Raw genomic sequence first — 24,866 nt, 5'->3', positions numbered from 1 at the left:
CTCTTCATTACTCGCCTTACTCTGATGCTAATTTAATATTTTCATCTTCCATTCGAACAGGAATCTTAATCTTTTCTCCAGCTGCAAGATGATTGGCAGAAAGATTATTTTGTTTTTCTACCCATTTAATAAATTCATTTTTTGACATTTGATACTTTCCTTCATATTGTTTAGACAGCTGCCAAACAGAATCTCCTTTTTCTACCGTAATACTTATATATTGATCTTTATCATAATGACCAGTACTTAATACGACAACGAAACATGTAACAAAACTACAAATCACTAGAATAATAGAGTATGAATATTTTGTCCACAATTTTTTCATCATTTTACGTCACCCTTTTTCAGAATATATGTTCGCATCTATGGATTTTATTATATGCGAACAAACGTTTCGTGTCAACTAAAAAATAAGAACTTATGTTTGTGTCGAATGGTAATACATGCTATAATTACCTTAAGAAAATAAACTAGAGGTGCGTATCATGCAAAAATTATCTAAAAGGCAACTAGATATATTAGATTACATTAAGAATGAAGTTCGTTTAAAAGGATATCCTCCTTCTGTAAGAGAAATCGCAGAAGCAGTTGGACTTGCATCTAGTTCAACAGTCCATGGTCATTTGGCTAGGTTAGAAGACAAAGGATTAATTCGGAGAGATCCTACTAAACCACGTGCAATTGAGATACTAGATATAGAAGAAAGTACTGTGCCAAAGTATAATATTATTAATGTCCCTGTTGTCGGAAAAGTTACTGCAGGATTGCCAATAACCGCTATTGAAAATGTGGAAGAATATTTCCCTTTACCAGAAAGACTCGCTCCAAGTGATGAACAAGTATTTATGCTTGAAATAATGGGGGAGAGTATGATTGACGCAGGAATTTTAGATGGAGATTATGTCATTGTAAGACAACAGAGCGCCGCTAACAATGGGGATATTGTTGTAGCAATGACGGAAGATGACGAAGCAACGGTAAAACGTTTTTTTAAAGAAAAAAACTCCATTCGACTACAGCCGGAAAACAGCACAATGGAACCAATCATTTTACAAAATGTTATTATCCTAGGAAAAGTTATCGGGGTTTATCGCCATATTCAATAAATCTATCAACTATCAAAACACTATCTTTAAAGTAAAGATAGTGTTTTTTTTTGATATCCTTTTTCCTATAAATAAACTTTAATATACTGCAGCATCATCCAGTAAACACTATACCAGCAAAAAAAGATAAACTAGCATATGGAAACTCAAGTTAACTCTTCTTTTCCTTTCTTCATAAAAAAGATAGGGTTTTCTACTATGTGTTAATTCCAATTTTTAGAATTATTTGTTATTATTAAGATAAAATAGAAGGAACCTCAACTATTGAATGAGAATATATTTATAAAAATCTATTCTCTCTTCTTGATTGCTTCCATTTATCTTTTCCTACTATTATCACTTTAAGTGTATGTTCAAGCATAAGTACAAAAAAGCCGAGAAGTTCAAGGAAAGGAAGCTTCAAAGATATAATCGTTTTAGTTAAAAATCCTCAGATACGTAAGGTAATAAAAGCAAAAAATGACGCAGAAATTCGTAAGCTTGTTTCCCTAACTTTTTGAACAACATTTTTAAGAGAAAGGAAGATAATGATGAAAAGTACTGGAATTGTAAGAAAAACAGATAAGCTTGGCAGAATAGTTGTCCCAAAGGAATTAAGAAAAACACTTAATATTAATTATGACGATCCATTGGAAATTTTTACAGACGAGGATAAAATTGTGCTTCAAAAGTATAAAAGAGATTCACATTGTATGGTTACTGGTGAGCATATTAATGATCCTTTAACCTTGGCAAATGGAAAAATAGAATTGAGTGAGCAAGGATTACAACTTTTATACGATGAGTTAGTTACCATCATGAGTAAGAAATAAGGTCTTTCTTGAAAGAAGATAATTTTTTAAACAGGTCTAATAAAAAAGCCGAAGTTCTTTACTTTAGGCTGTTTTCTCAAAGTTTGTTGTTTTTTACTTAAAAAAATGGGAGAAGAGGTACTCAGCAGAATGAATACACGTAGACTCCTGTGGGAATGCGAGAAAGACGAGACCCCACAGGAGAGGCTCGACGCTCGCCCACGGAAAGCGAAGTGTATTCAGGCTGCGAGTTTAAAAGCAACATTTTATACGAAAACAGCCTTACTTTAAAAAACTTTGGCCTTTTTTTAAGAAAGACAACTATTCTGTTCCCCCTATATTGTCGCTATTCTAAACAGAATATTTATTTAATATTTCTCTAAAAAAATCATCAAGAAATATGGTGATTTCCCTTTCATTTATTGGTCCTCGATTAATAGTTGGTGATACATTCTCCAAACGTTCTAATTCTCTTTCTACGTATTGATGAATTATTGGTATGTGTGGTTCTATCTGCCTTTCACCCCCACTTAATTTTTCTTGTAAAAGTTGTCCTATTTTATTTTTTAACACACCGTTTGGAATAAGTTCATTTAATAAAAATTTGAAATCATTTGAAGGCATTGTTTGAAACCTTTCAATCCAACAGCAAGCCAAAATAGGTCGCAACACATAAAAATATTTTTTTATATTTATTTCTTCCTTCTGTAAATTATCGCGAAAATTATTTTTTGCCATATGTAAATAATGATAAAAACAAGCACGAGGATTAAACGCAGTTTGTTTTATACTTTTTATTTTTTCAATAAAAAAGTCTGATTTTGTGTATACAATATTGGATTGCATCCATTCAAATAAGGACGGATTTGATTGACGAAACAACCGTAATGTCTTTGTTAACTCCCATCCATATATATCTAATTTCTCTTTGATAGGCAATTCAATTACATCTCTATTTTTATCTAATGATAAGTACCATTCTTTTTTATGCATATAAATAAATCGCACGTCAAAATCACTATCTGCAGAAGGAAAACCCCATGATCTGCTTCCTGATTCACATGCATATAAAATTTTCACTTGATAATCTTCTTCTATTTTATTTAATTGCTCCTGTATTTCTTTCATTCATGTTCCCAACCTTTACAAACATCTACCCAGCCTTTTGCATTTCCCATTATATACAGCTCTTCATTTGATAATTCAATTGCTGAATTGTATGCAGGAAACACGGTTAAATGAATTTTTACATTTGCTAATGACATTTTATTAACTCCTCTACCTATTTTTACTATTTAATAGTTTAAAATATACCATCAGCTTCTTTTTTTCTCAAATCGAACGATAGTAATGGAAGACTCTAACATAATTAAGGCGGTGTGAATTGTTGCTTTTAAACCAGCAGCCCGAATCCACATGCAAAAAAGACAGATCATTAATCCGTCTTTTTTGAGGGTTTCTATTGTTTAAAATGTATTATAAACATTTTGACATGTTTCTGCTGTCGGTTCATAAAAACAATGCAGTTTAAATCTGCCTACATGTGGCTGATTGTACCATGTGGGAGGACAATCTCCAGGTGGCCGAAAATACCATAAACTATATTTTGATGGCCATAATCGTTCCCCATTAACCACACGTCTTGCTAATCTTTTTTCAGTTTCTCTTGCTCGCTGATAAAAGTATCCCTTAAGTGTTGCTTCAAATGCATGGGGCTGATAAACCATTTGTGGTACAGTTCGAAGTCCTTTAAAATCAGAACAATTTGCCCTCAGTCGATTAATTCCTACATTGCCAACCATTAGCATTCCTTGTACTCCTTCTCCTTCAGCTTCCGCTCGAAGAAGTCTTGCTAATAAATCAATATCCGCGCTTGATGCTTTTACAACTGCCATCCCTTCACCTCCTATAGTTTCATCATATTAAAAGAAGACTTATCCCATGACTAATAATTTATACTGTATTTGAAGATACATTTTTTAAAAGAAAAGTAGTGCTTTTCCGAAATTAAACCATAAAAGCTTCATTGTCCACTATTGAACACTTCCTTATTATCTTATTCTTTTTACCTTTCATCCATTTATGAAATGTGGTGATTTCTTTAATGGAAAAGATAGCTATTATTTGAATTTCCAAGAAAGTTACTATAATATTTTAGATAATAAAACGATTGGAGAAACAGAAATGAACGATTCTATTAAAAAAGAGATTTATTCATGGTTAAAATCATTATTTTTTGCAATGATTATTGTTGTGATATGCCGTACGTTTTTCTTTAGCCCGAGTGTGGTTTTAGGTGCATCAATGTCCCCTACATTTGAAGCTGGCAATAAAATTATTGTGAGTAAAACAAGTAAAATAAACCATTTTGATATGATTGTTTTTCATGCACCCGATGCGGATGAAAATTATATTAAAAGAGTGATAGGATTGCCTGGTGATCGTATTTCAGTCAAAGACGAAGTCTTATATATTAATGGAAAAGCCTATAAAGAACCTTATTTGAAAGAGAATAAAGAAAGCGCCCCCTTTAATAAAATAACAGGTGACTTTACTTTAGAAGAGAAAACTGGAAAAGACAAAGTTCCAAAAGGATATTTATTTGTAATGGGGGATAACCGCTTACATAGTCATGATAGTAGAGAATTTGGCTTTATTCGTGCAGACTCGGTAATTGGGGAAGCTGTCTTTCGATTTTATCCTTTAAAAGAAATAGAGATTATTAAATAAACATTACTCTCTAACATACTATTTAAAAAAAGTTCTATCTATTTCTATTCGTCTATTTTTTTATTCAAAACGGATTTGACTGCCTTTTCAATCTCCTCGTAGCATGTGCAACGGCATATGTTCGAAGACAGCCATTCACGAATTTGCTCATCTGTTGCGTTCGGATGCTTGGTACATAACGCATGACCATTCATGATAAATCCTGGTGTACAATAACCACATTGAAAAGCAAACTGTTCAATAAATGCTTGTTGTATCGGAGCATCATGTAAGCCTTCAATGGTTTTAATGGAATGACTAATAGCTTCAAGCGTTAACATAATACAGGATTTGATTGGCAGTTGATCCACTAATATAGTACATGCACCACAGTCACCATTTAAACAACCGGGCTTTGCACCTGTTAAATATAAATTCTCTCGCAGTGTTGTTAATAGCGTTTGATCAGGTGAAATCACTACTTCCTTCTTTTCCCCATTCACTTCTAGAAACGCGATTATTTTTTTGGAAAAACTACTCAAAGTATTGTCCCCTCTCTAATACTTCTAATATATCTTTTAACAAGTTTCTCAACACAAATAATCGATATTCTGAAGAACCTTCTATATCATCCAAAATAGGAGTAGGTAAATGATTGATAACCGTATCCAATTTCTCATTTAACTTTAAACTTTGGTCGTTTATAGTTTTTTCGATTGTTTGCGAGCGAAAAGGAAAAGGGCATAAACCGCTAAAAGCAATTCGAATTTGATTGTTTATTTTTAATGCTGCTGCTGTGATTAGAGGATAACCTGTTTCCCATTGCTGTCTTTTTTTTACCGTTACAAATGGAGCTGTAATATACTTTTTCTCGATCAACGCTTGAACAAACAAATCTCCTTTGTTTATACGTAATTTTTCTTTAAAAATAGAAGAAATCATTTCTGTATGCACGGTTTCATCCCTTTTGATCAATAAAATACTGTCTGTTAAAAGCAATGGCAAAACTGCCTCTCGATAAAAAATTGCACCACATATATTGCCGCCAAGTGTTATTTTATTTCTTACTGTTAGATCCGCCACTTCTTTGGAAACTTCTGTTAATAACGGAAATAGATTTTTCTCCTCAATTTCCGTTAACGTTAAGGCAGATCCAAAAACTAAATAGTCTCCTTCAAGCTGATGTACAAGACATGCATCTAACTTTTTTATATCAATAACAGCATTTGTCTGTACCATATTTAACCGACCTAATGTTAATATTTCCGTTCCACCACTAAAATACAATGGGTGCTTCTTATCCTTGTTTAAAGTATGGAATAAAGATGTAGCTTCCTCTAAATCTGCAGGTAGAAAATAATCAAAATTCAATTAGTATTCCTCCTCCTTTCTCTCCATATTGTTTCTGGAATAAGGGGCAAGGAATTTAACGGAGCTTCTGCAGCAGATGATAAGGCATTTCCTAATGCTGCGGCTATTCCTATTATTCCATGCTCCCCAGCACCTCTTGCGCCGAATGGAGCATCAAGTTGAGGCGTTTTCACAAAGTCAACGATATATTCTGGATGCTCTCCAAACCTAAGTGGTCTATATGTTCTTAGCTGTGGATTCTTTAACCTTTCATACTCATCAAAATAAAAAGCTTCTCTACCAGCCCAAGCAATCCCCATACTCATTGCACCTTTTACTTGTCCAATAGCTCCACTATAATTTAATACTTCTCCGATATCCATAACCGTTATTGCCTTCACAATCGAATATGTACATGTATGTTTATCAAATTCAACTTCTATTCCCTGCGCTCCAACTGTCCATTCAGGTTCAGGGGTGCCTGCACCTGTTTCTGGATCAAGTTTTGTCAGGCCGCGGAGCATATAATTTCCTTTTGCAATAATCTGCCCGCCAATAGCATTGCCATTTGGATAAATATACCCATAAGCAATATCTTTAACTTTTACATATAGATTTTGATTATCTGATACAAATACTTTTTCATTTCCTACTTCTAAATCTTCTATTGGCACTCTTAAAACGATTGCTGCCATTTTCTTCAATTGTTTGATTGCATCATCTGCTGCTGATAACACCGCTCTTCCAGCCATAAAAGTTCCTCTGCTAGCTACTGTTTTCCAATGTTCTGGTTCAATTTGTGTATCCACCGTCATTCGAACATATATTCTATCAACACTCATTTTCATTTTTTCTGCTAATATTTGGGCAAGAACTGTTTTTGTGCCTGTTCCGATTTCAACTAAACCTGACATTAAATTGATGCTTCCATCCGAATTAAAGGTTAAAGTTACACCAGAACCTGCGTCAGGACCTATTGTTGAATTTTTCCAACAACAACTAATTCCTTTTACTCTTATTTTATTATTTCCTAATTCCGTTATTCTTCCTTCTTCCCAGTTCTCCATTTTCTTAATCGATCAATACATTCATCTAAATTACCAACATTGCTATTATTTAAGATTACTTGGTAGGTGTTGTATCTCCCGGATGGATAGCGTTTAATTGCCTTAAATCGAGAGGATCTAAATTAGCTTTGTTTGCCAATAGATCCATCGCCCTTTCAAAAGCAAAATGCACTTCGCCATGACTAAACCCACGAAATGGGGCAGCATAAGGATGATTCGTGTACACACAGAAGGAATCATACCAAATATTTTCTAATTGGTAAGGTCCGGTGCAATCAACTGCTCCTGCAGTACATAAATGGGGAGATTTATCAGCATATGCACCTCCATCAAAAATATAGTTAATATGCGCAGCTTTTAACTTGCCTGACTTTGTGCAGCCAAGCTTTATCGTCGCATTCAAGCCAATATGTAAAGGGGATACGGATATATCCTCTTCTCGTGTGTTAACAATTTTTACCCTTCTGCCGTTTACTGCTCTTGATGCAATATACGCAAATATTTCCAAGTGAACAGATGCTTTTCCCCCATATCCTCCTCCAACTATAGGGGTTTCTACCACCACTTTTCCTGGATCTATGCCAAAATCTCTGCTAATAATTTTTTTCACCATATATGGAGCCTGAGAACTCGTAACAATATGAACCTTGTCGTTTGCATCAATTTTACATATAGCTGACCGTGTTTCCATGGCACAATGGTCAGCTAATGGGATAAAAAAAGTAAATTCTATGACAATGTCACTTTCTCACCATCCCTTTTCCATATTCCCTTTTCTAATTTTTGCATGATTAATAATATTCGTTCCAGGCTGCGGATAAATACTTTCATCTTTTATATATTTTTCAATATCTTCATGGATAATGGGAGCATTCGACTGAATTGCCTCTAGACCAGACTTAACAATTGAAAGCGGTTCATATTGCACTGCTATTTTACTTGCAGCAAGCTTTGCAAGACTTTCAGAATCAGCTACAATTAAGGCTATCACTTCTCCATAATAACGAACTTTATTTACAGCGATAGGGGGACGATCCATCACTTCTTCTCCAATCAACGGGAGGTTTCCACCTAAAATGATGGCCCGTACACCTTTCACATCTTTCGCCTTTGTTATGTCGATCTTGATTAAATTTGCATGTGCATATGTACTTTTTATCAATTCAACATGCAAAGCATCCGTTGTTATATAATCACCCGTATATTTTGCTTTTCCCGTAACCTTATCCCAAGATTCTTTGCGTAGAATACTTTTTCCGATTATCGTCAATACATTCATCTCCTGACTGGAATTACCAAATGCCATAAGGAAAATTTAACAGCAGACCATTTATTCTTTAGAATTGATTGTTTACTTCCTTCATCTTTTTTAAAGAATTATACGTTTTACAAATTAAAGCATTGTATTACAGAATTATATGAAAATAGGAAAGGAAAAAGTCTAAAATTATTAGATAATGAAAAACTCAAAAAGCCAGCAAATAGTAGATTAAAAACATATTGATTTTTTTTAATGTTTACACTAGTATAAATGAATGATTATTGTGTAAGATAATTTGACAAAAAGTTTTATTGGAGGTTTATTTATTTATGGGTTTCATCGAGAAAATCAGCAACTTTGCTGGAAAAACATTTACATTATGGGTATTAATCTTTGCTATTATTGCTTTTTACTTGCCAGATCACTTTATTGGTCTTGGAAAATATATCGTTCCTTTATTAGGAATTGTTATGTTTGGAATGGGCCTGACACTCGAAGCGTCGGATTTTAAAGAAGTTGTAAAAAGACCAAAGGATGTTGCTCTTGGGGTTATTGGACACTTTGTTATCATGCCTCTGCTTGCTTTTATACTTGCTATTGGTCTAGATTTACCAAAAGAAGTAGCTGTTGGTGTCATTTTAGTAGGCTGCTGTCCAAGCGGCACCGCTTCTAATGTTATGGTGTTTCTAGGAAGAGGAAATGTAGCGCTGGCTGTTGCGATTGCTTCTGTTTCTACCATTCTTGCACCAATTGTTACGCCGCTGCTCATTCTTCTGTTTGCAAGCAAATGGGTTAATATCAGCGTTGCTTCTTTGTTCCTTTCAATTGTACAAGTAGTTATTGTTCCTTTAGTTCTTGGTGCAATCATTAAAAAGTTCTTTGGCAAACAGGCAAAAGCAGGTGCAAAAGCAATGCCGCTCGTTTCTGTTCTTGCTATTGTATTAATTGTTTCAGCAGTAGTAGCAGGCAGCGCTGACAAAATTGCGCAAACAGGTCTGCTTATTTTTGGAGTTGTTATCCTGCATAATCTACTTGGATTTTTGATTGGCTTTTTCTTTGCCCGTTTATGTGGAATGGATTTAGCAAAACAAAAGGCTGTTGCCATGGAAGTCGGCATGCAAAATTCCGGCTTAGGAGTAGCCATCGCTACCGCCCATTTCTCGCCTTTAGCAGCAGTACCAAGTGCTATTTTCAGCGTTTGGCATAATCTATCCGGTTCTCTACTTGCTAATATTTTCAGCAGGATGAAAGACAAAAACGAAAAGGATGAAAGCATCAATCAAGATATACATTCCATTAAATAATGGAATGTAGCCTGGAAGGGAAATCTTGTTGACGTTCTAGCGAAATTCCTATATCATTTCTTTATAAATATGTAATATGTACAAGGAAGAGGTTCATAGCGACCCTCTATAAAAAACTATGGACACATGTCAATAAAAAGCCATGTCCATGATGGAGATGGCTTTTTTCTTTTGTTCCATGATAACTTTTTTATAGCTATTAAATTTGCCTCTTTTTAGTGTACAAACAATCATTGGAGGTTATGTTATGTCTGGCAGAAAAACAGAAGAAGGTTTAGAAGATTTAACCTTATTAGGAAACCAAGGAACAAAATATGTTTATGAATACAATCCTGATATTTTAGAATCTGTTGATAATTTGCATGTAAATCGTGATTATTTTGTTAAATTCAACTGTCCGGAATTTACCAGTCTGTGTCAATAAGGGCACACTTCAGTGGCAACACTGTCGCTTAAACCTCGTGAATTCAGGGAAGGAAAGAAATTTCTAATCCTGAGCCAAGCTCTTATTAGAAGTTGTTCAAAAATCCTTCCGTCTTTTTGAACAACTTCTAATATGGAGAAGGTGCAGAGACTATCGAAATCGTGCAAATAAGAAGCGATATTGTAGTATTATTTGCAAAAGAGAGTAGAGTACATCCATATGGATGGAAGCGCGAGGGTTCTTATGTTTTATCGCAGAAGCATAAGAATATGATATAGTCCACCTACTTATAAGAAAAGCGGAAGTGCCCTTGCTCATAAGTAGTGCCAATCACTGGTCAACCTGATTTTGCAACGATGTATATCAGTTATATTCCGGATCAAAAAATTGTCGAAAGTAAATCATTAAAATTATATTTATTCAGTTTTCGTAATCATGGCGATTTTCATGAAGACTGTGTCAACATTATTATGAATGACTTAATCAAACTGTTAAATCCACGTTATATTGAAGTTTGGGGGAAATTCACTCCTCGTGGAGGATTATCGATTGATCCATACTGCAACTATGGAAAAGCAGGAACAAAATATGAAGAGATGGCATCCCATCGATTAATGAATCATGATTTATATCCAGAAAAAATAGATAATCGCTAAATGTATATAAAGATGCAGACTGATTGAATAATCTGCATCTTTTTTTATCGAAAAGGGGTCTGAGCTGCGTCGCCTTAATTAGGTTTGAATCTGCTTTTACCTTGTTAAATGGCGGAGACTAGACATGAGTTAAGAGTGGGATAAAGGAATTTTCACAACAATGGTTGTACCAATATTTTCTTGACTGCTAATAGAAACGGTCCCTTTATGATTTTCGATAATTTTTTTACTGACCATAAAACCTAAACCTGTTCCCTTTTCTTTTGTTGTATAAAAAGGTTGACCTAATTTAGACAGTACGTAATCAGGAATGCCGCAGCCTTCATCTATAAAGACGATTAACACTTCTTGTGCATTTGTCTTTTTAAGCTGAATGGTCAATTTGCCTCCATTTTTCATTGCCTCAATCGCATTTTTTATAAAATTAATACATACTTGTTTTATTTGGTTTTTTTCACAATTAATAAAAAATTTATCAGACTCAATTTCCAAATCGATTTGAACATTTTTCATAATTGCTTCCGCTTCTAACAAAATGACCGTATCTTGTATTAATTCATAAATATTTGTCCATTCAAAATGAACTGCTTGTGGTTTGGAGAGAATTAACAACTCACTAAGAATTAATTCAATTCTTTCTATTTCTGCCTCCATTATTTCATAATATACTTTATTTTTCTCTTCCGCTTGTTCCATCAGTTGCAAAAAGCCTTTGATCGCTGTAACTGGGTTTCTTATTTCATGTGCTATTCCTGCTGCCAACTCTCCTGCAATCGATAATTTTTCTGCTTTTACTAATAATTCTTGTGCTTGTTTTTTTTCTGTTATATCCCTAATAATAACTGCGCGGCCATTTACTTTATCATATTCATCTCTAAGCGGTAAACAAGATATCAGCACATAAAGTTGATTTCCTTCTTTGTTTACTCTGATTGATTCATATTCTTCTACGTTTTCTCCTATAAATGTTTTACATCTATTTTGATAAACCTCCTCCATTTCACTTTTTGGTATATGTGGTAAATGCAAAGAATTTACTCCAACTATTTCTTGTGGTTTCCACCCAAAGGTTTTTTCAAACGCTTCATTTACTGTCAAAACTATATCCTTATTATTTAATATGACTATTGGATCTAAATTTCGCATAATAAACGATTCCAGTTGATGCCTTGTAGCTTTTATGATACTTTCTAATTCTTGTTTTTCTTTATATACCGTAAATGATGGATTATTTGCGTGCATATAAAATAAAGATTCTATTATTTGATCATCTGTCATAAAGTATGGATATGCAGTTACTAGTTTATTTTGATACGTTGCAGAAACTTCTTCTCCATTTAAAGCAAAAACAGCGTTACTTTCACCTACACTATCTTTTTCTGTTAATATTCTTCCAATTTGATTTAAATTATAACTAGGTCTTGTGTGCTCATTCATAGATATATGTATCCAACTGTCAACTTTTTTCTCTTCCCATTTCCCCTTATTAAAGGTTTGTTTGAAATAAGCTTGAAGGCTTTCAAAGCTTGTTCCATCGCACAGTTGTAAAAAACATTGATCAGTTAGAAAATAAATAGATTCCAGTTCATTAGGAGGAACAAGATTTGTAAGTGTATCGAAAACCTCCTTATAAACTTCTTCTTTTTCAATCAGTAATAGCTGATGTTTATTTTTTAATGCCTGCAAAATAAAATCAACTGTATTCTCCATATATTTCGAGATATCTTCATAAATATATAATATATGTCCTTTTCTTGCATTATAATCGATAAGCTGTTTTTTACTTCGTTGCTCGGTATGGTTATTCATAGTACACCTCCGTTTACACCCTAGTTTATTGCGCGTGTTCAAAAAGAGAATAATCTAAGCGAAGAAGTTCGAGGCAGGGAAGTCACGAAGCCAGAAGCGTTGGTGTGGTGCTTGCCTGTGAACTGATGCGGTCACGTAATGAAGAGATTCGACTGCTACTGTTACCAGACTTTTTGAACAACCACCTATGGTACAATTATACATGAAATGGAAATCTTTTTCTTGAATCTAGTCCAATAAATTTATTCTTTATTCATAAGAATCTATTTATCTTTAAACAAAAACCCGCAATATGCGGGTTTTCTGCTTATTTCCTTACACGGCAGCTTATGTTTGATTTTCGGTTAGAAAAATTTTAACCGTTGGTGGTGTATATGTATTTAATTGATTAAGCAGTGTTTCCGGATTAGCATCTACAAGAGCCATGTTGCGAAATTTTTCTTGCAGAAACTCAGCATCAACCATATGGTGGATTAATCGGATAAGAGGATCGTAATAATGATTGGTATTTAAAATACCACATGGTTTTTGATGTAAACCTAATTGGGCCCAAGTGTATATTTCAAAGAATTCCTCTAAAGTTCCAGCACCACCTGGTAGTGTAATAAAGCCATCTGCTAATTCAGCCATTTTTGCTTTACGTTCATGCATGGAATCAACAACGATTAATTCCGTTAAATCTTTATGAGCAAGTTCTTTCTCCGCTAAAAAATTGGGCAGAACACCAATTGCTTTTCCACCTGCTTGTAGAACTGCATCCGCAACAGCACCCATTAAACCTATACTCGATCCTCCATATACAAGTTCTAGACTTCTTTTTGCTAATTCTCTCCCTAAAGCTTTCGCACCTTCTAAATAAATTGGGGATGCCCCATTACTTGAACCACAGAAAACAGCTATTCTTTTCATCTGGTATCTCCTCCTATGGCAACTGTTTATCTATATATTATAAACGGAATTGTTCAAATAGTCCTAATTTCACTGCAATATTTTTTCTCCTACTTAACACATAACAAATTTATTCTCTTGCTGCTTCCAATGAACGAACATCTATTCTTTATCTTTAACAACACTTTTTAATTTGTTTTCTGTTGAAGTGCCTTCCTCTGGTGTATATACACTGCATCTTAAATCATGGTTGCCCTGGACTTGAAAAGATGTAAGACTAAATATTAATTTTCCAAGCTTAGCATGGCGAAACTCAATCCATACTTCAGGAGCAGAACTGACTTCACTTTCATTCCATAATTTACTGAAATCTGGATATTCTCGTTCCATTTTTTCAATAAACGCTGTATACCAATCATCTGCTACATATTGTCCATAATACGTTCGAAAAATGGCAATAAACCCTTTTACGAAATGCTCCCAGTTAACAGCAAGCGCTCGTAATTCTTTCCGTGAAAAAAGCAATTCAAGCAGATTTCTTTTTTCTAAAGGGATTTTCCCAAAATCTAAAAAAATATGAGCTGCTGCTTCATTCCATCCAACGATATAACAGCGTCTATCGGAAATAATAGTTGGACAATATTGAAGTTCATCTATTATTTTTTGTAAAGATGGTGTAATGATGGGACTTTCCTCTTGAATATAGACTGATTTATCCCCTTCTTCCATTGCTAAGCCGTGCAAATATTTCCGTTCATCTTTATTTAATTGAAGAGCATCTGCAATATTCTCTAATACAGAAACAGAGACTTTAATATCCCTTCCTTGCTCTAGCCACGTATACCATGTTGTGCTAACACCAGCTAGCTGCGCCACTTCTTCTCTCCGTAAACCAGGTGTCCTTCTCCTAATGCCAACAGGTAAACCAACCATTTGAGGGGTAATTTTCGATCGTTTTGTTTTCAAAAATTCGGAAAGTGCATGTAATCTTCCTTCTTGATTCATTTTTTTCTCCTTTTATAGGTTGTTCAAAATTCCAGGAAGCATAGCTGATTTAACATCTCCCTGATGTCCTTGTTTTCGAACATACACTCTTATTAATAATCTATTACTCATTATACTAGGATAAACTACAACTTGTAATAGGATAAATTATCGTTAATAATGATACTATCCATTCAAAACGGAGGTAATTTTAATGAGTAGAGTAGTTATTACAGGGATGGGGATTATTTCTCCATTAGGAAATGATGTTAATAGTTTTTGGAATGCTTTAGTAAATGGTAGATCTGGAATTAAGGAGATCAACATTTTTGATACATCGCAGTTGAAAACAAAAATAGCTGGAATAGTAGAATCGTTTGATGCACATGAAATTTTTGGAGCAAAAGAAGCCAAAAAATTAGATCGATTTACACAATTTGCGTTAGCTGCAGCTGAACAAGCGTTAATAGATTCTCAATTACAACTAGAAAATACCAATCCAGAACGTATTGGAGTATTTGTTGGCTCAGGAATTGGCGGATTAAATACTCTGATTGATAATGTTAATACGTTAAATAACAGAGGATCTAACAGAGTTAGTCCAAATTTAGTGCCTATGATGATATCGAATGCTGCTGCTGCTAAAATCAGCATTCGCTTAGGAGCTCAAGGACCGTCCATGTCTCCTGTTACAGCTTGTTCAATCGGAAATACTTCCATTGGTGAAGCTTTTCAAGCAATTGGCAACGGAGACGCAGATATTATTTTTAGCGGCGGTGCAGAAGCGGCTATCTCGCCATTATCAATAGCAAGCTTCAGCAACGCAAAAGCATTGTCTACCAATAATGAAGTGCCCTCGCAAGCAAGCCGCCCTTTTGATAAGGAAAGAGATGGCTTTGTAATGAGTGAAGGTGCCGGCATTCTTGTGTTAGAATCTTACGAACATGCAAAAAAAAGAAAGGCACCTATATATGGAGAAATGATTGGTTATGGTTCTAGTTCGGATGCATTTCATATGGTAGCACCCCATCCCGAAGGAAGAGGTGCCTACCTTGCGATGAAAAAAGCGCTTCACAGTGCAAATAGGACCATACATGATATAGATGTCATCAGTGCCCATGCGACAAGTACACCAACTGGCGACCGCTCAGAAACGATGGCAATTAAAAAGCTATTTCAGGAAAAAGCTTACCAAATTCCTGTAACAGCCAACAAATCAATGTTTGGCCATATGCTTGGAGCAGCGGGTGCTGTCGAAGCTATTGCATTAGTAAAAAGCTTGCAGAATGGAATCATCCCACCGACTATTAATTTGAATACACCTGACGAAGAATGTGAATTAGACTATGTTCCTGAAGGTGCTAGGATTATGAACAACTTATCAATCGGACTTTCAAACTCTTTTGGCTTTGGCGGACATAATTCAGCTATTATTATTAAAAAATTTGAAGAATAAATGGCAAAGTTTAAATCTATCAATAGATAAAAAAGTATGCAAAGCTTAAAAGTAGCAGGAGGCATAATAACTTGCCTCCTCCGTTCATTCAATTTCCTCCATCTCAGCCTTTATTCCTTTTAATACGATCCGCAGCCCGACTAAAAAATTTTGTTCATTATTAGCCCCCCTTTTAGGGATAACATATGATGGTATACATATGGAACTTCATCCTTTGCAATTTCACTACCTCTTTACTTCTATTGTATATTAGTTGATGCACATTTGCTTTACTAAGTAATTTAACAGTGTTAGACTCAAATTATATTTCACCTAGTGACAGAAAAGAGGTCTCTATTATGAATAAAGAAACAAAAATTGTACCAGTAATGAGTGCACTCATGCTTGGTATTTTTGTTGCGAGCTTAGACAACACAATTGTAGCTACAAGCATGGGTTCCATTATCGGTGACTTAGGCGGTATGGACAAATATGTTTGGGTCACATCTGCTTATTTAGTGGCAGAAATGGCTGGAATGCCTATTTTCGGCAAGTTGTCGGATATGTATGGACGTAAGAAGTTTTTTATGTTTGGCATTTTACTCTTTCTTTTTGGTTCCATTCTTTGTGGAACTGCGCAAACGATGGTGCAGCTTTGTATTTTTCGCGCGATACAGGGAATTGGCGGCAGTGCGCTAATGCCTATTGCGTTCACTATTATTTGGGATGTTGTTCCAAAAGAAGTACGGGGAAAAATGAGCGGCATTTTTGGTGCAGTATTTGGTTTATCCAGTATCGCTGGACCGTTGTTAGGTTCCTTTATAACCGATCATTTTCATTGGCGATGGATATTTTTTATTAATATTCCAATCGGTCTTATTGCTCTAGTGCTAATTCTTGTTTTTTACAAAGAATCTAAATTCCATACTGTTCAAAATATTGACTGGATTGGTTCTATTTTACTTATTAGTTTTTCTGTATCATTGATGTTTGCATTAGAATTAGGCGGCCATACATATAGTTGGGATTCTTGGCAAATTCTCTCCTTATTTGCTGCATCTATTATTTGTTTGATTCTATTTTTACTAGTGGAAAAAAAGGTAAAAGATCCGATATTACCCTTTAATTTATTTAAAGAACGATTATATACTACCAGTGTGTTAACGGGCATGTTTTATGGTGCAGTATTTATGGTGTCAACTATTTATATCCCACTTTATATCCAAGGTGTAGAAGGTGGTACTGCAACAAATTCAGGATTACTGCTTTTGCCAATGATGGTAGCAACTAGTGTCGCTGCAGGTTTAGGTGGTGCACTTGCAAATAAATTCGCCTATAAAAAGATTATGGTTTCATCAGCTGTACTAATGGGAATTGGCACGTTACTGTTAAGTACATTGGATCCATCAACGCCGAGATGGCTTGTTATTTTATATATGATCCTAATTGGGTTAGGGGTTGGTCCTTCGTTCTCCGTACTCAGCATGGCTACGTTGCAAAAAGCATTGCCACAAGAACGAGGAATTGCAAGCTCTACAAGCAATTTTTTACGTTCATTAGGAATGACTTTAGGTATTACCATATTTGGCGTCATTCAGAGAAATAATTTCACTTCCGGTCTACCAGAAATGTTTAATAAAGGAGATAACGCAACTAGCGGCAGCATCTTATCTCCAGAAGCACGTGCGCATATCCCAGCAAATATTTTAAAGGAAATCACAGAAGTATTATCAAACTCCATCACTACTACTTTTTTATGGACGTTTATACCACTTTTCATTTCTTTAATCTGTATATTCTTTATGACAAAAGATAAATTAGGAGATTCGAAACTAAGTCAACAAAATTGACACCTCTTATATAAAATTAGTAAAATCTCCTTAATTTAATAAGACCTATTCTATTAGTCGGTTTTTCTGATGATGGAATAGGCCTTTTGTCTATTAAATATAGTTCAAAAAGTCTAGGAACCATAGCTGCCGCATCTCTACTTCCGTACTAACAATGCTCTTTCCAACGCTCTGGGCTTCGTGACTTCCTTACCTCTACCTTTTCCGCTTGATTGTTCTCATGCTTGAACATGCACTAAGAAGGATTTACAAAAACTAAATAAAAATTTACAAAAAATAGAGACTTAGACGCCTAGTATTTATATAAAATCAGTATATAATGAGATTTACATAATTTAAAACATTTTCACTTTATGATCCATTTTATAAGGAGGATTTTATGAACCATAATAATGTTTTATACAATGGAAAAAGGTTTAGAATTATTTTTCAGTATACTAATGGGTTTTGTGAAATCAGAGATATTACCAATAAATTCAAAGTACAATTAGTTCATTATTCTGAGTTAACTACCATAAATTAATCATTATTTAAACTATAAAGCCGAAGTTAGTAACTGCATTCATTGTAAGAGGGCTTTCTTTTTTCATAATTTTGCAAAAAACGTGATTGGATCACTTATCATTTACAGCCATAAACCACCCATTTTTATTTTTTTCACTTACATATGTATTCTTGTCCATACATAAATGGAAATGAATCATACCATGTTATGAAAACGATAAAGGAGGTGTGGTTTATGTCTGAATATGGCGGTAGATCTAATAACTTTGCGCTTATTGTCGTTTTATTTATTTTGCTTATCATTGTCGGTGCTTCTTTTTTAGGAAGCTATTAATCTCCAATAATGCTTAACTTGATTCCAAATTGGGGTATACGTTATATCAAGTCATGTTTTCATATAAATCGGTTATCAATATCCCAATTTGGCTGTTTTTCTATTATGGATCTTCTAATATCTTTCCAATATTTCATCCAAAAAAATTATATTTTGAGCAGATAACAACCAACTAACTTCATTTTGGTCTCTAAAAAGAAGCCTTAACGCTTCAGCGCTAAGGCTTCTTTTTATAAATGGCTGTTTTCGTATAGATTGTTGCTTTTAAACTCGCAGCCCGAATACACTTCGTCCGTTTAGCGAGCGTCGAGCCTCCTCGTCGCATACGCTCCTGTGGGGTCTCGTCTTTCTCGCATTCCCACAGGAGTCTACGTGTATTCAGTCTGCTGAGTAATCTTCTCCCATTTTTTACATAAAAAACAACAAACTTTAAGAAAAGAGCCTTATATATATTTCAAAGTACTAATCTTTTGGAACCTGTTAACGTTCTTTAAGTCAACCTACTAGTTCATTGGTACAAACGTTGTAGTAGATGATGAAAAATTATTATACTCTCTATTAATTCTAGTAAATTTTTCTTTCACATTAAATCCTTGGTTAGTTTTTAGCGCTTCGATGTTTTGTTTGTATAATTTATCATAGATAACAGGGTATTGTGATCCCGGTCCACTGTTTTGCCACGGCATAAATTGTATTGGTCTAGCAAGGTTATCAAAAGTATTAAACTCAATGGTCATGTTCTTTGAACCACTAACCAATATGCCGCGTTTACCATCTGCACCTCCGGCAACATTATTAATTCTATTATCTTTAATAAGCGAGTTTTTCCAGTTCATTACTCTAATCGCATCATTACGCATATTCTCAATCGTATTATTTATTATCACAATGTTTGTGTGATTCTCTCCTTCTGAAAATTTATGCGTACCAATTGCTCTATCTAAATTGTTAAAGGTATTATTTTCAATCCATATATTCTTATTTGCTGTTCGATCCATTTTACTCCACTTACTGTTAAATCCACCGGTAGTTGGATCTGGTGTATCGAGATTAATTGCTTCTTTGACAAAATTCATGGACGGAATAGACTCTAAGAAACGATTACCAGCAATAACTGCTTGCTTTGTTGCATCCATCTCAATAAAATGGCCGCTATTCATATTTTGAAAAGTAATATTACGTATTTCAACGTTTTTATTATGTCCTGCAATAATCGCAATGCCATCCTTTGTATTCTGCATATCAATTGTGACATTACCTTCCCCAATAAAAGCGATGTTTTTCTCCCCACCGTGCTTACCAACTACACCTTTTTTATTTATAAGGGACGGTCGAATCAATTGGAAAAGGGAAGCAGAAGGTCTATACGAAGCTACTCCAGTCGTATTGCCTTTTATTATATTTGTTCCATCTTGGAAAATGATTGTGACATTAGAAGGCACAGCAAGTGCATTTGAAATCGTATATGTACCTGGCGCGATAATAAGTGTGCCGCCTTTTTGCTTCTCTAATAATTGTAGATATGATTGCCAAACAAAATAATCTTTCGTATCATTATTATAATAAGTTGATGTTATTATCCTTTGATCAAGTGGTTTCGTATCAGGTGTAATAATATATGTTTCTTGAGCAGCATTAGCTTCAAGCGGTGAAAGAGAATAACTTAAGAATAAAAACAATATTGAAAAAAACAATAAAAATAACTTTTTCATTTCCAGACCTTCTTTCCATATTAATACACATCATATCATCGATCCACTCGTATAATAACTACTTATTTTATTACAATTTAATCACAAATATTACAATTATTCAACAACTTAAAGTTTTTTCTTTATTAAGTATGTGTTAACTCATTTTAATAACCGTCTAATAGATCTAATTAGCCAGTTTCAGGAAACACAAAATATCAATAAAAATCTCCATTTTTCATCCATAATAGAAAAAAGCCCCAGCGCCTACAGCGCCAAGGCTTCTCTCTCTTAGTACATTTCCAAGTACTGATCTCTCTCCCATGGGTGTACTTGCGTACGGAACATGTATAATGACATAAAAACGGATTAAAACACATATAAACAACTATTATTATCTTATTTTCTTGATTCATCCATATAAACAAATCAAAATATATAAAACATTCATGGGTGTTTTATGGGTGTTATCATGGGCGCTTAATTAGCGCCTTTTTTTATTTCTCCATCCCATTTTCTTCTTTAATATCTGCCCCTTTAAATCTTTCATGACCGTTTCATTCTCAACAAAATTCACTGCGAAATTAAAATGAATAATTTGTCTACTTTTGTCGAATATATAGTACAGGTCTCCCTATTTCTATAAAATATAAAAATAGTAGAAAAAGACTAATTAGGGGGAACCACATTGGATTTTATAATGAGTATTGCAACATTAGGTTTTTTAATTACTTTAGTTTATGGGATCGTTTTAAAGGTGAGAAGAAAGCCTGCTAAAAAGATTTTTTTAAGTTCATTAACATGTTTAGGGATTATGTTCATATCATCATTTTTTGTGGATGGAGAAAAACCAAAAGAAAAAGCAGAACCTGTTTCAAAAGAAGCAAATGCTACCAAGGAAGAGAAAAAAGAAATTACGAATAAACAAGTATTAAATGAAATAAAAGTGGGTATGGATTACCCTGAAGAATATAATAAAGCCAAAAAAAAATTAAATATTACTCCAGAGAAAAACATTTCAATAGGTAATGGAAATGTAGGTAGTGTGATAAAGACAAAAGAAGGTTATATAGTAGCTAATATTGTAGCTGAAAACATTGATATATCTGATGCAAAAATAGCAGAAATTAATACTTTTAAAAATATGGAAGAAGTAAAAAAATATGAATCAGATATGCGTACTGCAACTGAAAAAGAAGATGATAAACCATCATTTGATTTTACGTGGGATCAATTTAAAAATGATTGGATAACAATAGTTCCTAACATAAAAGGTTCAAAAATAGCAAATTTCACAGATGAAGATCCAACAAATCAAAAAGATAATATAGCTTTAAGTGCAAAAATCACGGATTATTTACAAGTACTTGGTGATTTGGAACCTAAAACTAATAAAGTGAGATATATTAGTATAATGGGGCAACCTACAAATGATAACGGAAAGAATACAGATATTATATTGGCTTTTGGTAACTTAATCGCTGTTTCAAATCCCAAACTTTCTGCAGAAGAGCGTGGTAATATTTTAATGAAAAAATTAAAATTTAACAGTGGTGATTTTTCTAATTTAGACGAAACATATGAATATAACGGAGTTATTTATAAAGCTAGTAATATGGCTGGAATATTAACAGTTAGTATTTCTCCATCAGAATAATAAACAAAAGCCCTTCTCAAAGAGTTGGGCTGTTTTATTACATATTTATTATAGAGTATCCGTAATAAGGATTACTTAATATCTTCATTGGTATAATTTTTTGGATCAGGTTGATACTAGGTTAGAATAAAATTTTCTTGAAAGGAGAAATAAACTTTGAAAAGAAAAAAACACTTACTTCTACTAATATCTTCTATTTTATCCTTAGGATTTCTATTTGGTTGTAATGGGGTTGATGAAGATGAACCAGATCCAACTGAAGAACCTTCTGAAGAGCAAAACAATGAAAATGAATAGTAATAATTATAAAATTTAAAGCTACAGTAAAACAGCCTTTCTCAACCGAGTTGGGCTTCTGTTATGCATATAATTTTTCTTTAGTATAAACAAATGAGGCAGCTAAGATTGAATCGATCTTAAAGATGCGCGGCTGCTTTTTTGTTAGACAATAAGCTTTAATATATGTCCTGTTTACTTCTTTTACTAAAATAGTTCTCTTCGTGAAATTGTTCTTGCTTTCATAAATAATTTCAATTGCTCTCTTATTTTTCAAAGCTTTTTCTAGTTGTTGATTCATCACATAACTACCTCCTTCTTTGGATATAATTATATAGGAACAAGCGTTCTTAATCAATCTTGAAATCGAACAATTGTTCTGATATTCTAAGATTAAATGGTCGGTAGTTATTAATGAATAGGATTGATTTTATGACTAAAATAAAGGATGAACATAGAAAAATAATTGAACAGGCTATTTATTTACCGCTGCTTTTATTAGTATTGGAATACGATCGTAAGGTTGCTGAAAAAACGCCTGGGTTTAAACTAAGACAAGTCTATCTAGACCTAATAGAACATACCATGTTGAAAGTCCAGAAAGACCTTAAGATAATTAATGACAAGATGAGACTGAACAAGATGAAGGTACAAAAAGGTGAAAACGACGGTGTATTTACCCAATATAATTTTTATTATCAGGGTTATCATGAGGTACATCGATACTTTAATTCGAATTTGCGAAATAAGACTGAGAAGTTATTGACTTATTATTTCTTAAGAGATGTTTGATCTTGTGGGAAGACAGCAAGGAAGTTATCAATGAGGTTTTTCAAGTCGGTAGAAGTTTGGACATTTTCATATTGTTCTTTTAGTTGTAACAAGTATTCATATTCTGTCATTCTATCCCTCCTTTCTTACTAGGAAGATTCTTTATTTTAGGTATTTATTCCTACTCGTTCGCGAAATGTACAAAAAAAGTTATTAGTACATTCTCAATCTATTTTTTACAACATTTTTACATTTTTTATAAATAAATACCATTTATTATGATATAATTTTACAAAAATGGATTTTGGAGGTTATATCAATTATGAGTAAAAATACCATTATTAAAGTGAAAGAAGAATTTCCTAGACTAAATCAAATGTCTAAATTTTTTTCTGAAACAGCATCTGGACGAAAAGGAATACCTTCTAAAAAAATATATAGGGGAACGATAGAACTATTTAAAGGGGATGTAAAAACTATAAAATTTTATGAAATACATGATAAACTTCGTGGGAATTTTGATAAACATTTCTTCTCTAGCATCCCATACATATTAGAACAAGAATGCAGATTAGGAAGATCTTTACTCGATTATAGCTTTAATAAAGAGACAGATGAAAAATTTGTAACAATATATACTTTAGGGACCGCTGAAGCTACAATGGCAAGAACACTTGGCTTACTAGGTAATGGAAAAATCAAAACTTTTTCTTGTAGTCCAACAAAAGAGAATCGAGATAGTTTTTTTAGCCATGGAATACCCGAACATTCTTCTTTTTATGTCGGTCCTTATTTTAATGTTACTAAAGATTTATTAAAAAAAAATAAAGAATACTTTCCTTTTATTAATGGTTTTGATGTTATAGTAGAAGATACAACTTTTCAAATGTATGGAAAAAATAGGGACGAGCAGATAAAAAAAGCTAAAAGCAATCTAAAGGAAGATGGATTATTTATATTTATAGAGAAGTTTAATCATGAAAATATAGACGAATATATTAAGCGAGAAGAACAAAAAGATCAAAAATTTAAATCGCGATTTTTCACTATGAATGAATTAGAAATTAAAAAGAAAGATATTCTATCAATCATGAATAACCAACAAATTACATTGCATGAATTTAATAAAATATTAAAAGATAATTTTGGTCATGCTGCTATGATTTGGAATAGTGGAAACTTTTATAGTATAATAGCTTCTGATTCTGAGGAAAATTTATCTAAGTTTTTATCTATATTACCTCCAACCTATATTCCTAACGAATATTGTTACGAAAGTCTTCCCAAGATACTATTTGGTTTAGAAAATATTTTTTTCTAAAAATATTTATTCTGGAGGTTTATCATGTCAATTGAATTATGGGTTTCGTTTATTATTGCTTCTACATTCATAATATCCGCACCTGGACCCGCAGTAACATTTCTTATTACTACAAGTATAAATGATGGAAAAAGAAATGCTTTATCTATTATTCCAGGCGTTTTTTTAGGAGATTTAGTAGCAATGATTTTATCTTTTGCTGGGGTAGGAGCAATTATAGTTTCCTCTCCTATTGCTTTTTTAACTTTAAAAATAATTGGTGCACTTTATTTAATATATTTAGGAGTTAGAGTTTGGATTGAATCAAAAGGCAAATCTAAAAGATTAAGCAATACCAATAATACTCATGAAAAAAGAAAGTCCTTTATAAAGGGCTTTTGGATATCTGTTTTAAATCCTAAAAGTATTATATTTTTCGCTGCTTTTTTCCCACAATTTATCAATAATGAATATTCATATATTCATCAAATAACAATACTGGCTGCTACTTATTTGTTACTAGGTATCCTAAATGATATAACCTATACTGTTTTGGCCCACAAAATTTCAAAATTTTTAAAAGAGAGAATAGTGATGTGGGTTATTCGGATTGGTGCATTAAATCTAATTATCACTGGTTTCATTTTAACATTCTTAAAATAAAGAAAGAAATTTGAAGAAAAAAAACTGTATACC

Annotated in this window: 23 protein-coding genes, 3 pseudogenes and 1 riboswitch; of the genes and pseudogenes, 13 read left to right on the top strand and 13 right to left on the bottom strand. The window is 33.4% G+C overall.

Annotation, left to right across the window (positions count from 1 at the left end; genetic code table 11):
* Positions 1–16: 16 nt before the first annotated feature.
* A complete protein-coding gene (gene yneA, locus ACTXGU_RS11750; protein WP_443481696.1) occupies positions 17–331 on the bottom strand; it encodes a cell division suppressor protein YneA in 315 nt (104 codons plus the stop codon).
* 157 nt (positions 332–488) lie between these two features.
* Between yneA and lexA the strand changes: the two genes are divergently transcribed.
* Complete coding sequence (gene lexA / locus ACTXGU_RS11745; protein WP_443481695.1) at positions 489–1,109, top strand: transcriptional repressor LexA; 621 nt, start codon at positions 489–491, stop codon at positions 1,107–1,109.
* A gap of 530 nt (positions 1,110–1,639) precedes the next feature.
* Entirely contained in the window at positions 1,640–1,921 is a 282-nt protein-coding gene (locus ACTXGU_RS11740) for an AbrB/MazE/SpoVT family DNA-binding domain-containing protein (RefSeq protein WP_443481727.1), read from the top strand.
* A 330-nt stretch (positions 1,922–2,251) separates the two neighbouring features.
* On the opposite strand, the gene ACTXGU_RS11735 is transcribed toward ACTXGU_RS11740, so the two are convergent.
* From ACTXGU_RS11735 to ACTXGU_RS11725, 3 genes and pseudogenes are all read right to left on the bottom strand, one after another.
* Entirely contained in the window at positions 2,252–3,028 is a 777-nt protein-coding gene (locus ACTXGU_RS11735) for a nucleotidyltransferase domain-containing protein (RefSeq protein ID WP_443481694.1), read from the bottom strand.
* A pseudogene (locus tag ACTXGU_RS11730) lies at positions 3,025–3,141 on the bottom strand (YbaK/EbsC family protein); the annotation flags it as partial. The pseudogene ACTXGU_RS11730 and the gene ACTXGU_RS11735, both read right to left, overlap by 4 nt.
* A gap of 225 nt (positions 3,142–3,366) precedes the next feature.
* Positions 3,367–3,795 (bottom strand): cell wall hydrolase, encoded by a 429-nt coding sequence (locus ACTXGU_RS11725; protein WP_443481693.1) that lies wholly within the window; start codon positions 3,793–3,795, stop codon positions 3,367–3,369.
* Positions 3,796–4,084: 289 nt separating this feature from the next.
* Between ACTXGU_RS11725 and lepB the strand changes: the two genes are divergently transcribed.
* The gene (lepB, locus tag ACTXGU_RS11720) at positions 4,085–4,630 is read left to right on the top strand and encodes a signal peptidase I (RefSeq protein WP_443481692.1); all 546 of its coding nucleotides are present in this window, start codon (positions 4,085–4,087) and stop codon (positions 4,628–4,630) included.
* Positions 4,631–4,674: 44 nt separating this feature from the next.
* Here the strand turns inward: lepB and ACTXGU_RS11715 are convergent, their stop codons facing one another.
* From ACTXGU_RS11715 to ACTXGU_RS11705, 3 genes and pseudogenes are all read right to left on the bottom strand, one after another.
* Complete coding sequence (locus ACTXGU_RS11715; RefSeq protein ID WP_443481691.1) at positions 4,675–5,151, bottom strand: (2Fe-2S)-binding protein; 477 nt, start codon at positions 5,149–5,151, stop codon at positions 4,675–4,677.
* Entirely contained in the window at positions 5,144–5,980 is an 837-nt protein-coding gene (locus ACTXGU_RS11710; protein WP_443481690.1) for an FAD binding domain-containing protein, read from the bottom strand. The genes ACTXGU_RS11715 and ACTXGU_RS11710 overlap by 8 nt, the downstream gene beginning before the upstream one ends.
* A pseudogene (locus ACTXGU_RS11705) lies at positions 5,977–8,305 on the bottom strand (xanthine dehydrogenase family protein molybdopterin-binding subunit). Before ACTXGU_RS11705 ends, ACTXGU_RS11710 begins: the two are co-directional and overlap by 4 nt.
* A gap of 311 nt (positions 8,306–8,616) precedes the next feature.
* Between ACTXGU_RS11705 and ACTXGU_RS11700 the strand changes: the two are divergent.
* From ACTXGU_RS11700 to queF, 3 genes and pseudogenes are all read left to right on the top strand, one after another.
* Positions 8,617–9,591, top strand: a complete 975-nt coding sequence (locus tag ACTXGU_RS11700; RefSeq protein ID WP_443481689.1) for a bile acid:sodium symporter family protein — start codon at positions 8,617–8,619, stop codon at positions 9,589–9,591.
* A gap of 82 nt (positions 9,592–9,673) precedes the next feature.
* Positions 9,674–9,717, top strand: a riboswitch (PreQ1 riboswitch).
* A gap of 121 nt (positions 9,718–9,838) precedes the next feature.
* The gene (locus ACTXGU_RS11695) at positions 9,839–10,015 is read left to right on the top strand and encodes a hypothetical protein (protein ID WP_443481688.1); all 177 of its coding nucleotides are present in this window, start codon (positions 9,839–9,841) and stop codon (positions 10,013–10,015) included.
* A 326-nt stretch (positions 10,016–10,341) separates the two neighbouring features.
* Positions 10,342–10,671, top strand: a pseudogene (gene queF / locus ACTXGU_RS11690) (preQ(1) synthase); the annotation flags it as partial.
* Between the two features lie 129 nt (positions 10,672–10,800).
* On the opposite strand, the gene ACTXGU_RS11685 reads toward queF, so the two are convergent.
* The 3 genes from ACTXGU_RS11685 to ACTXGU_RS11675 form a co-directional block, all read right to left on the bottom strand.
* The gene (locus tag ACTXGU_RS11685; RefSeq protein WP_443481687.1) at positions 10,801–12,480 is read right to left on the bottom strand and encodes an ATP-binding protein; all 1,680 of its coding nucleotides are present in this window, start codon (positions 12,478–12,480) and stop codon (positions 10,801–10,803) included.
* A gap of 327 nt (positions 12,481–12,807) precedes the next feature.
* Positions 12,808–13,389 (bottom strand): TIGR00730 family Rossman fold protein, encoded by a 582-nt coding sequence (locus ACTXGU_RS11680; protein ID WP_443481686.1) that lies wholly within the window; start codon positions 13,387–13,389, stop codon positions 12,808–12,810.
* 141 nt (positions 13,390–13,530) lie between these two features.
* A complete protein-coding gene (locus tag ACTXGU_RS11675; RefSeq protein WP_443481685.1) occupies positions 13,531–14,373 on the bottom strand; it encodes a helix-turn-helix transcriptional regulator in 843 nt (280 codons plus the stop codon).
* A 193-nt stretch (positions 14,374–14,566) separates the two neighbouring features.
* Here ACTXGU_RS11675 and fabF point away from each other — a divergent pair, with 193 nt between their 5' ends.
* The 3 genes from fabF to ACTXGU_RS11660 all read left to right on the top strand — a co-directional run bounded on the left by fabF (position 14,567) and on the right by ACTXGU_RS11660 (position 18,475).
* Positions 14,567–15,808: a beta-ketoacyl-ACP synthase II gene (gene fabF / locus ACTXGU_RS11670; RefSeq protein ID WP_443481684.1), complete on the top strand. Its 1,242-nt coding sequence runs from the start codon at positions 14,567–14,569 to the stop codon at positions 15,806–15,808.
* A gap of 335 nt (positions 15,809–16,143) precedes the next feature.
* Positions 16,144–17,637, top strand: a complete 1,494-nt coding sequence (locus ACTXGU_RS11665; RefSeq protein ID WP_443481726.1) for an MDR family MFS transporter — start codon at positions 16,144–16,146, stop codon at positions 17,635–17,637.
* Between the two features lie 739 nt (positions 17,638–18,376).
* Positions 18,377–18,475, top strand: a complete 99-nt coding sequence (locus ACTXGU_RS11660; protein ID WP_443481683.1) for a YjcZ family sporulation protein — start codon at positions 18,377–18,379, stop codon at positions 18,473–18,475.
* 503 nt (positions 18,476–18,978) lie between these two features.
* Here ACTXGU_RS11660 and ACTXGU_RS11655 read toward each other — a convergent pair.
* Entirely contained in the window at positions 18,979–20,187 is a 1,209-nt protein-coding gene (locus ACTXGU_RS11655) for a right-handed parallel beta-helix repeat-containing protein (protein WP_443481682.1), read from the bottom strand.
* Between the two features lie 667 nt (positions 20,188–20,854).
* On the opposite strand from ACTXGU_RS11655, the gene ACTXGU_RS11650 reads away from it, so the two are divergent.
* Together ACTXGU_RS11650 and ACTXGU_RS11645 are read left to right on the top strand one after the other, a co-directional pair.
* The gene (locus tag ACTXGU_RS11650; RefSeq protein ID WP_443481681.1) at positions 20,855–21,823 is read left to right on the top strand and encodes a hypothetical protein; all 969 of its coding nucleotides are present in this window, start codon (positions 20,855–20,857) and stop codon (positions 21,821–21,823) included.
* A 156-nt stretch (positions 21,824–21,979) separates the two neighbouring features.
* Positions 21,980–22,120, top strand: a complete 141-nt coding sequence (locus ACTXGU_RS11645; RefSeq protein ID WP_443481680.1) for a hypothetical protein — start codon at positions 21,980–21,982, stop codon at positions 22,118–22,120.
* 61 nt (positions 22,121–22,181) lie between these two features.
* On the opposite strand, the gene ACTXGU_RS11640 is transcribed toward ACTXGU_RS11645, so the two are convergent.
* Together ACTXGU_RS11640 and ACTXGU_RS11635 are read right to left on the bottom strand one after the other, a co-directional pair.
* Positions 22,182–22,400, bottom strand: coding sequence for a WYL domain-containing protein (locus tag ACTXGU_RS11640; protein WP_443481725.1), 219 nt, complete (start codon positions 22,398–22,400; stop codon positions 22,182–22,184).
* A gap of 469 nt (positions 22,401–22,869) precedes the next feature.
* Positions 22,870–23,001, bottom strand: a complete 132-nt coding sequence (locus ACTXGU_RS11635) for a hypothetical protein (RefSeq protein WP_443481679.1) — start codon at positions 22,999–23,001, stop codon at positions 22,870–22,872.
* A 191-nt stretch (positions 23,002–23,192) separates the two neighbouring features.
* On the opposite strand from ACTXGU_RS11635, the gene ACTXGU_RS11630 reads away from it, so the two are divergent.
* Entirely contained in the window at positions 23,193–24,191 is a 999-nt protein-coding gene (locus tag ACTXGU_RS11630; RefSeq protein WP_443481678.1) for a hypothetical protein, read from the top strand.
* A 24-nt stretch (positions 24,192–24,215) separates the two neighbouring features.
* Entirely contained in the window at positions 24,216–24,833 is a 618-nt protein-coding gene (locus tag ACTXGU_RS11625) for a LysE family translocator (protein ID WP_443481677.1), read from the top strand.
* Positions 24,834–24,866: the final 33 nt, after the last annotated feature.

The organism is Niallia sp. 01092 (genome assembly GCF_052318935.1).
Lineage (GTDB): Bacteria > Bacillota > Bacilli > Bacillales > Cytobacillaceae > Niallia.
The sequence above is the reverse complement of the archived record's forward strand: the minus strand, read 5'-3'. Positions and strand labels throughout refer to the sequence as shown.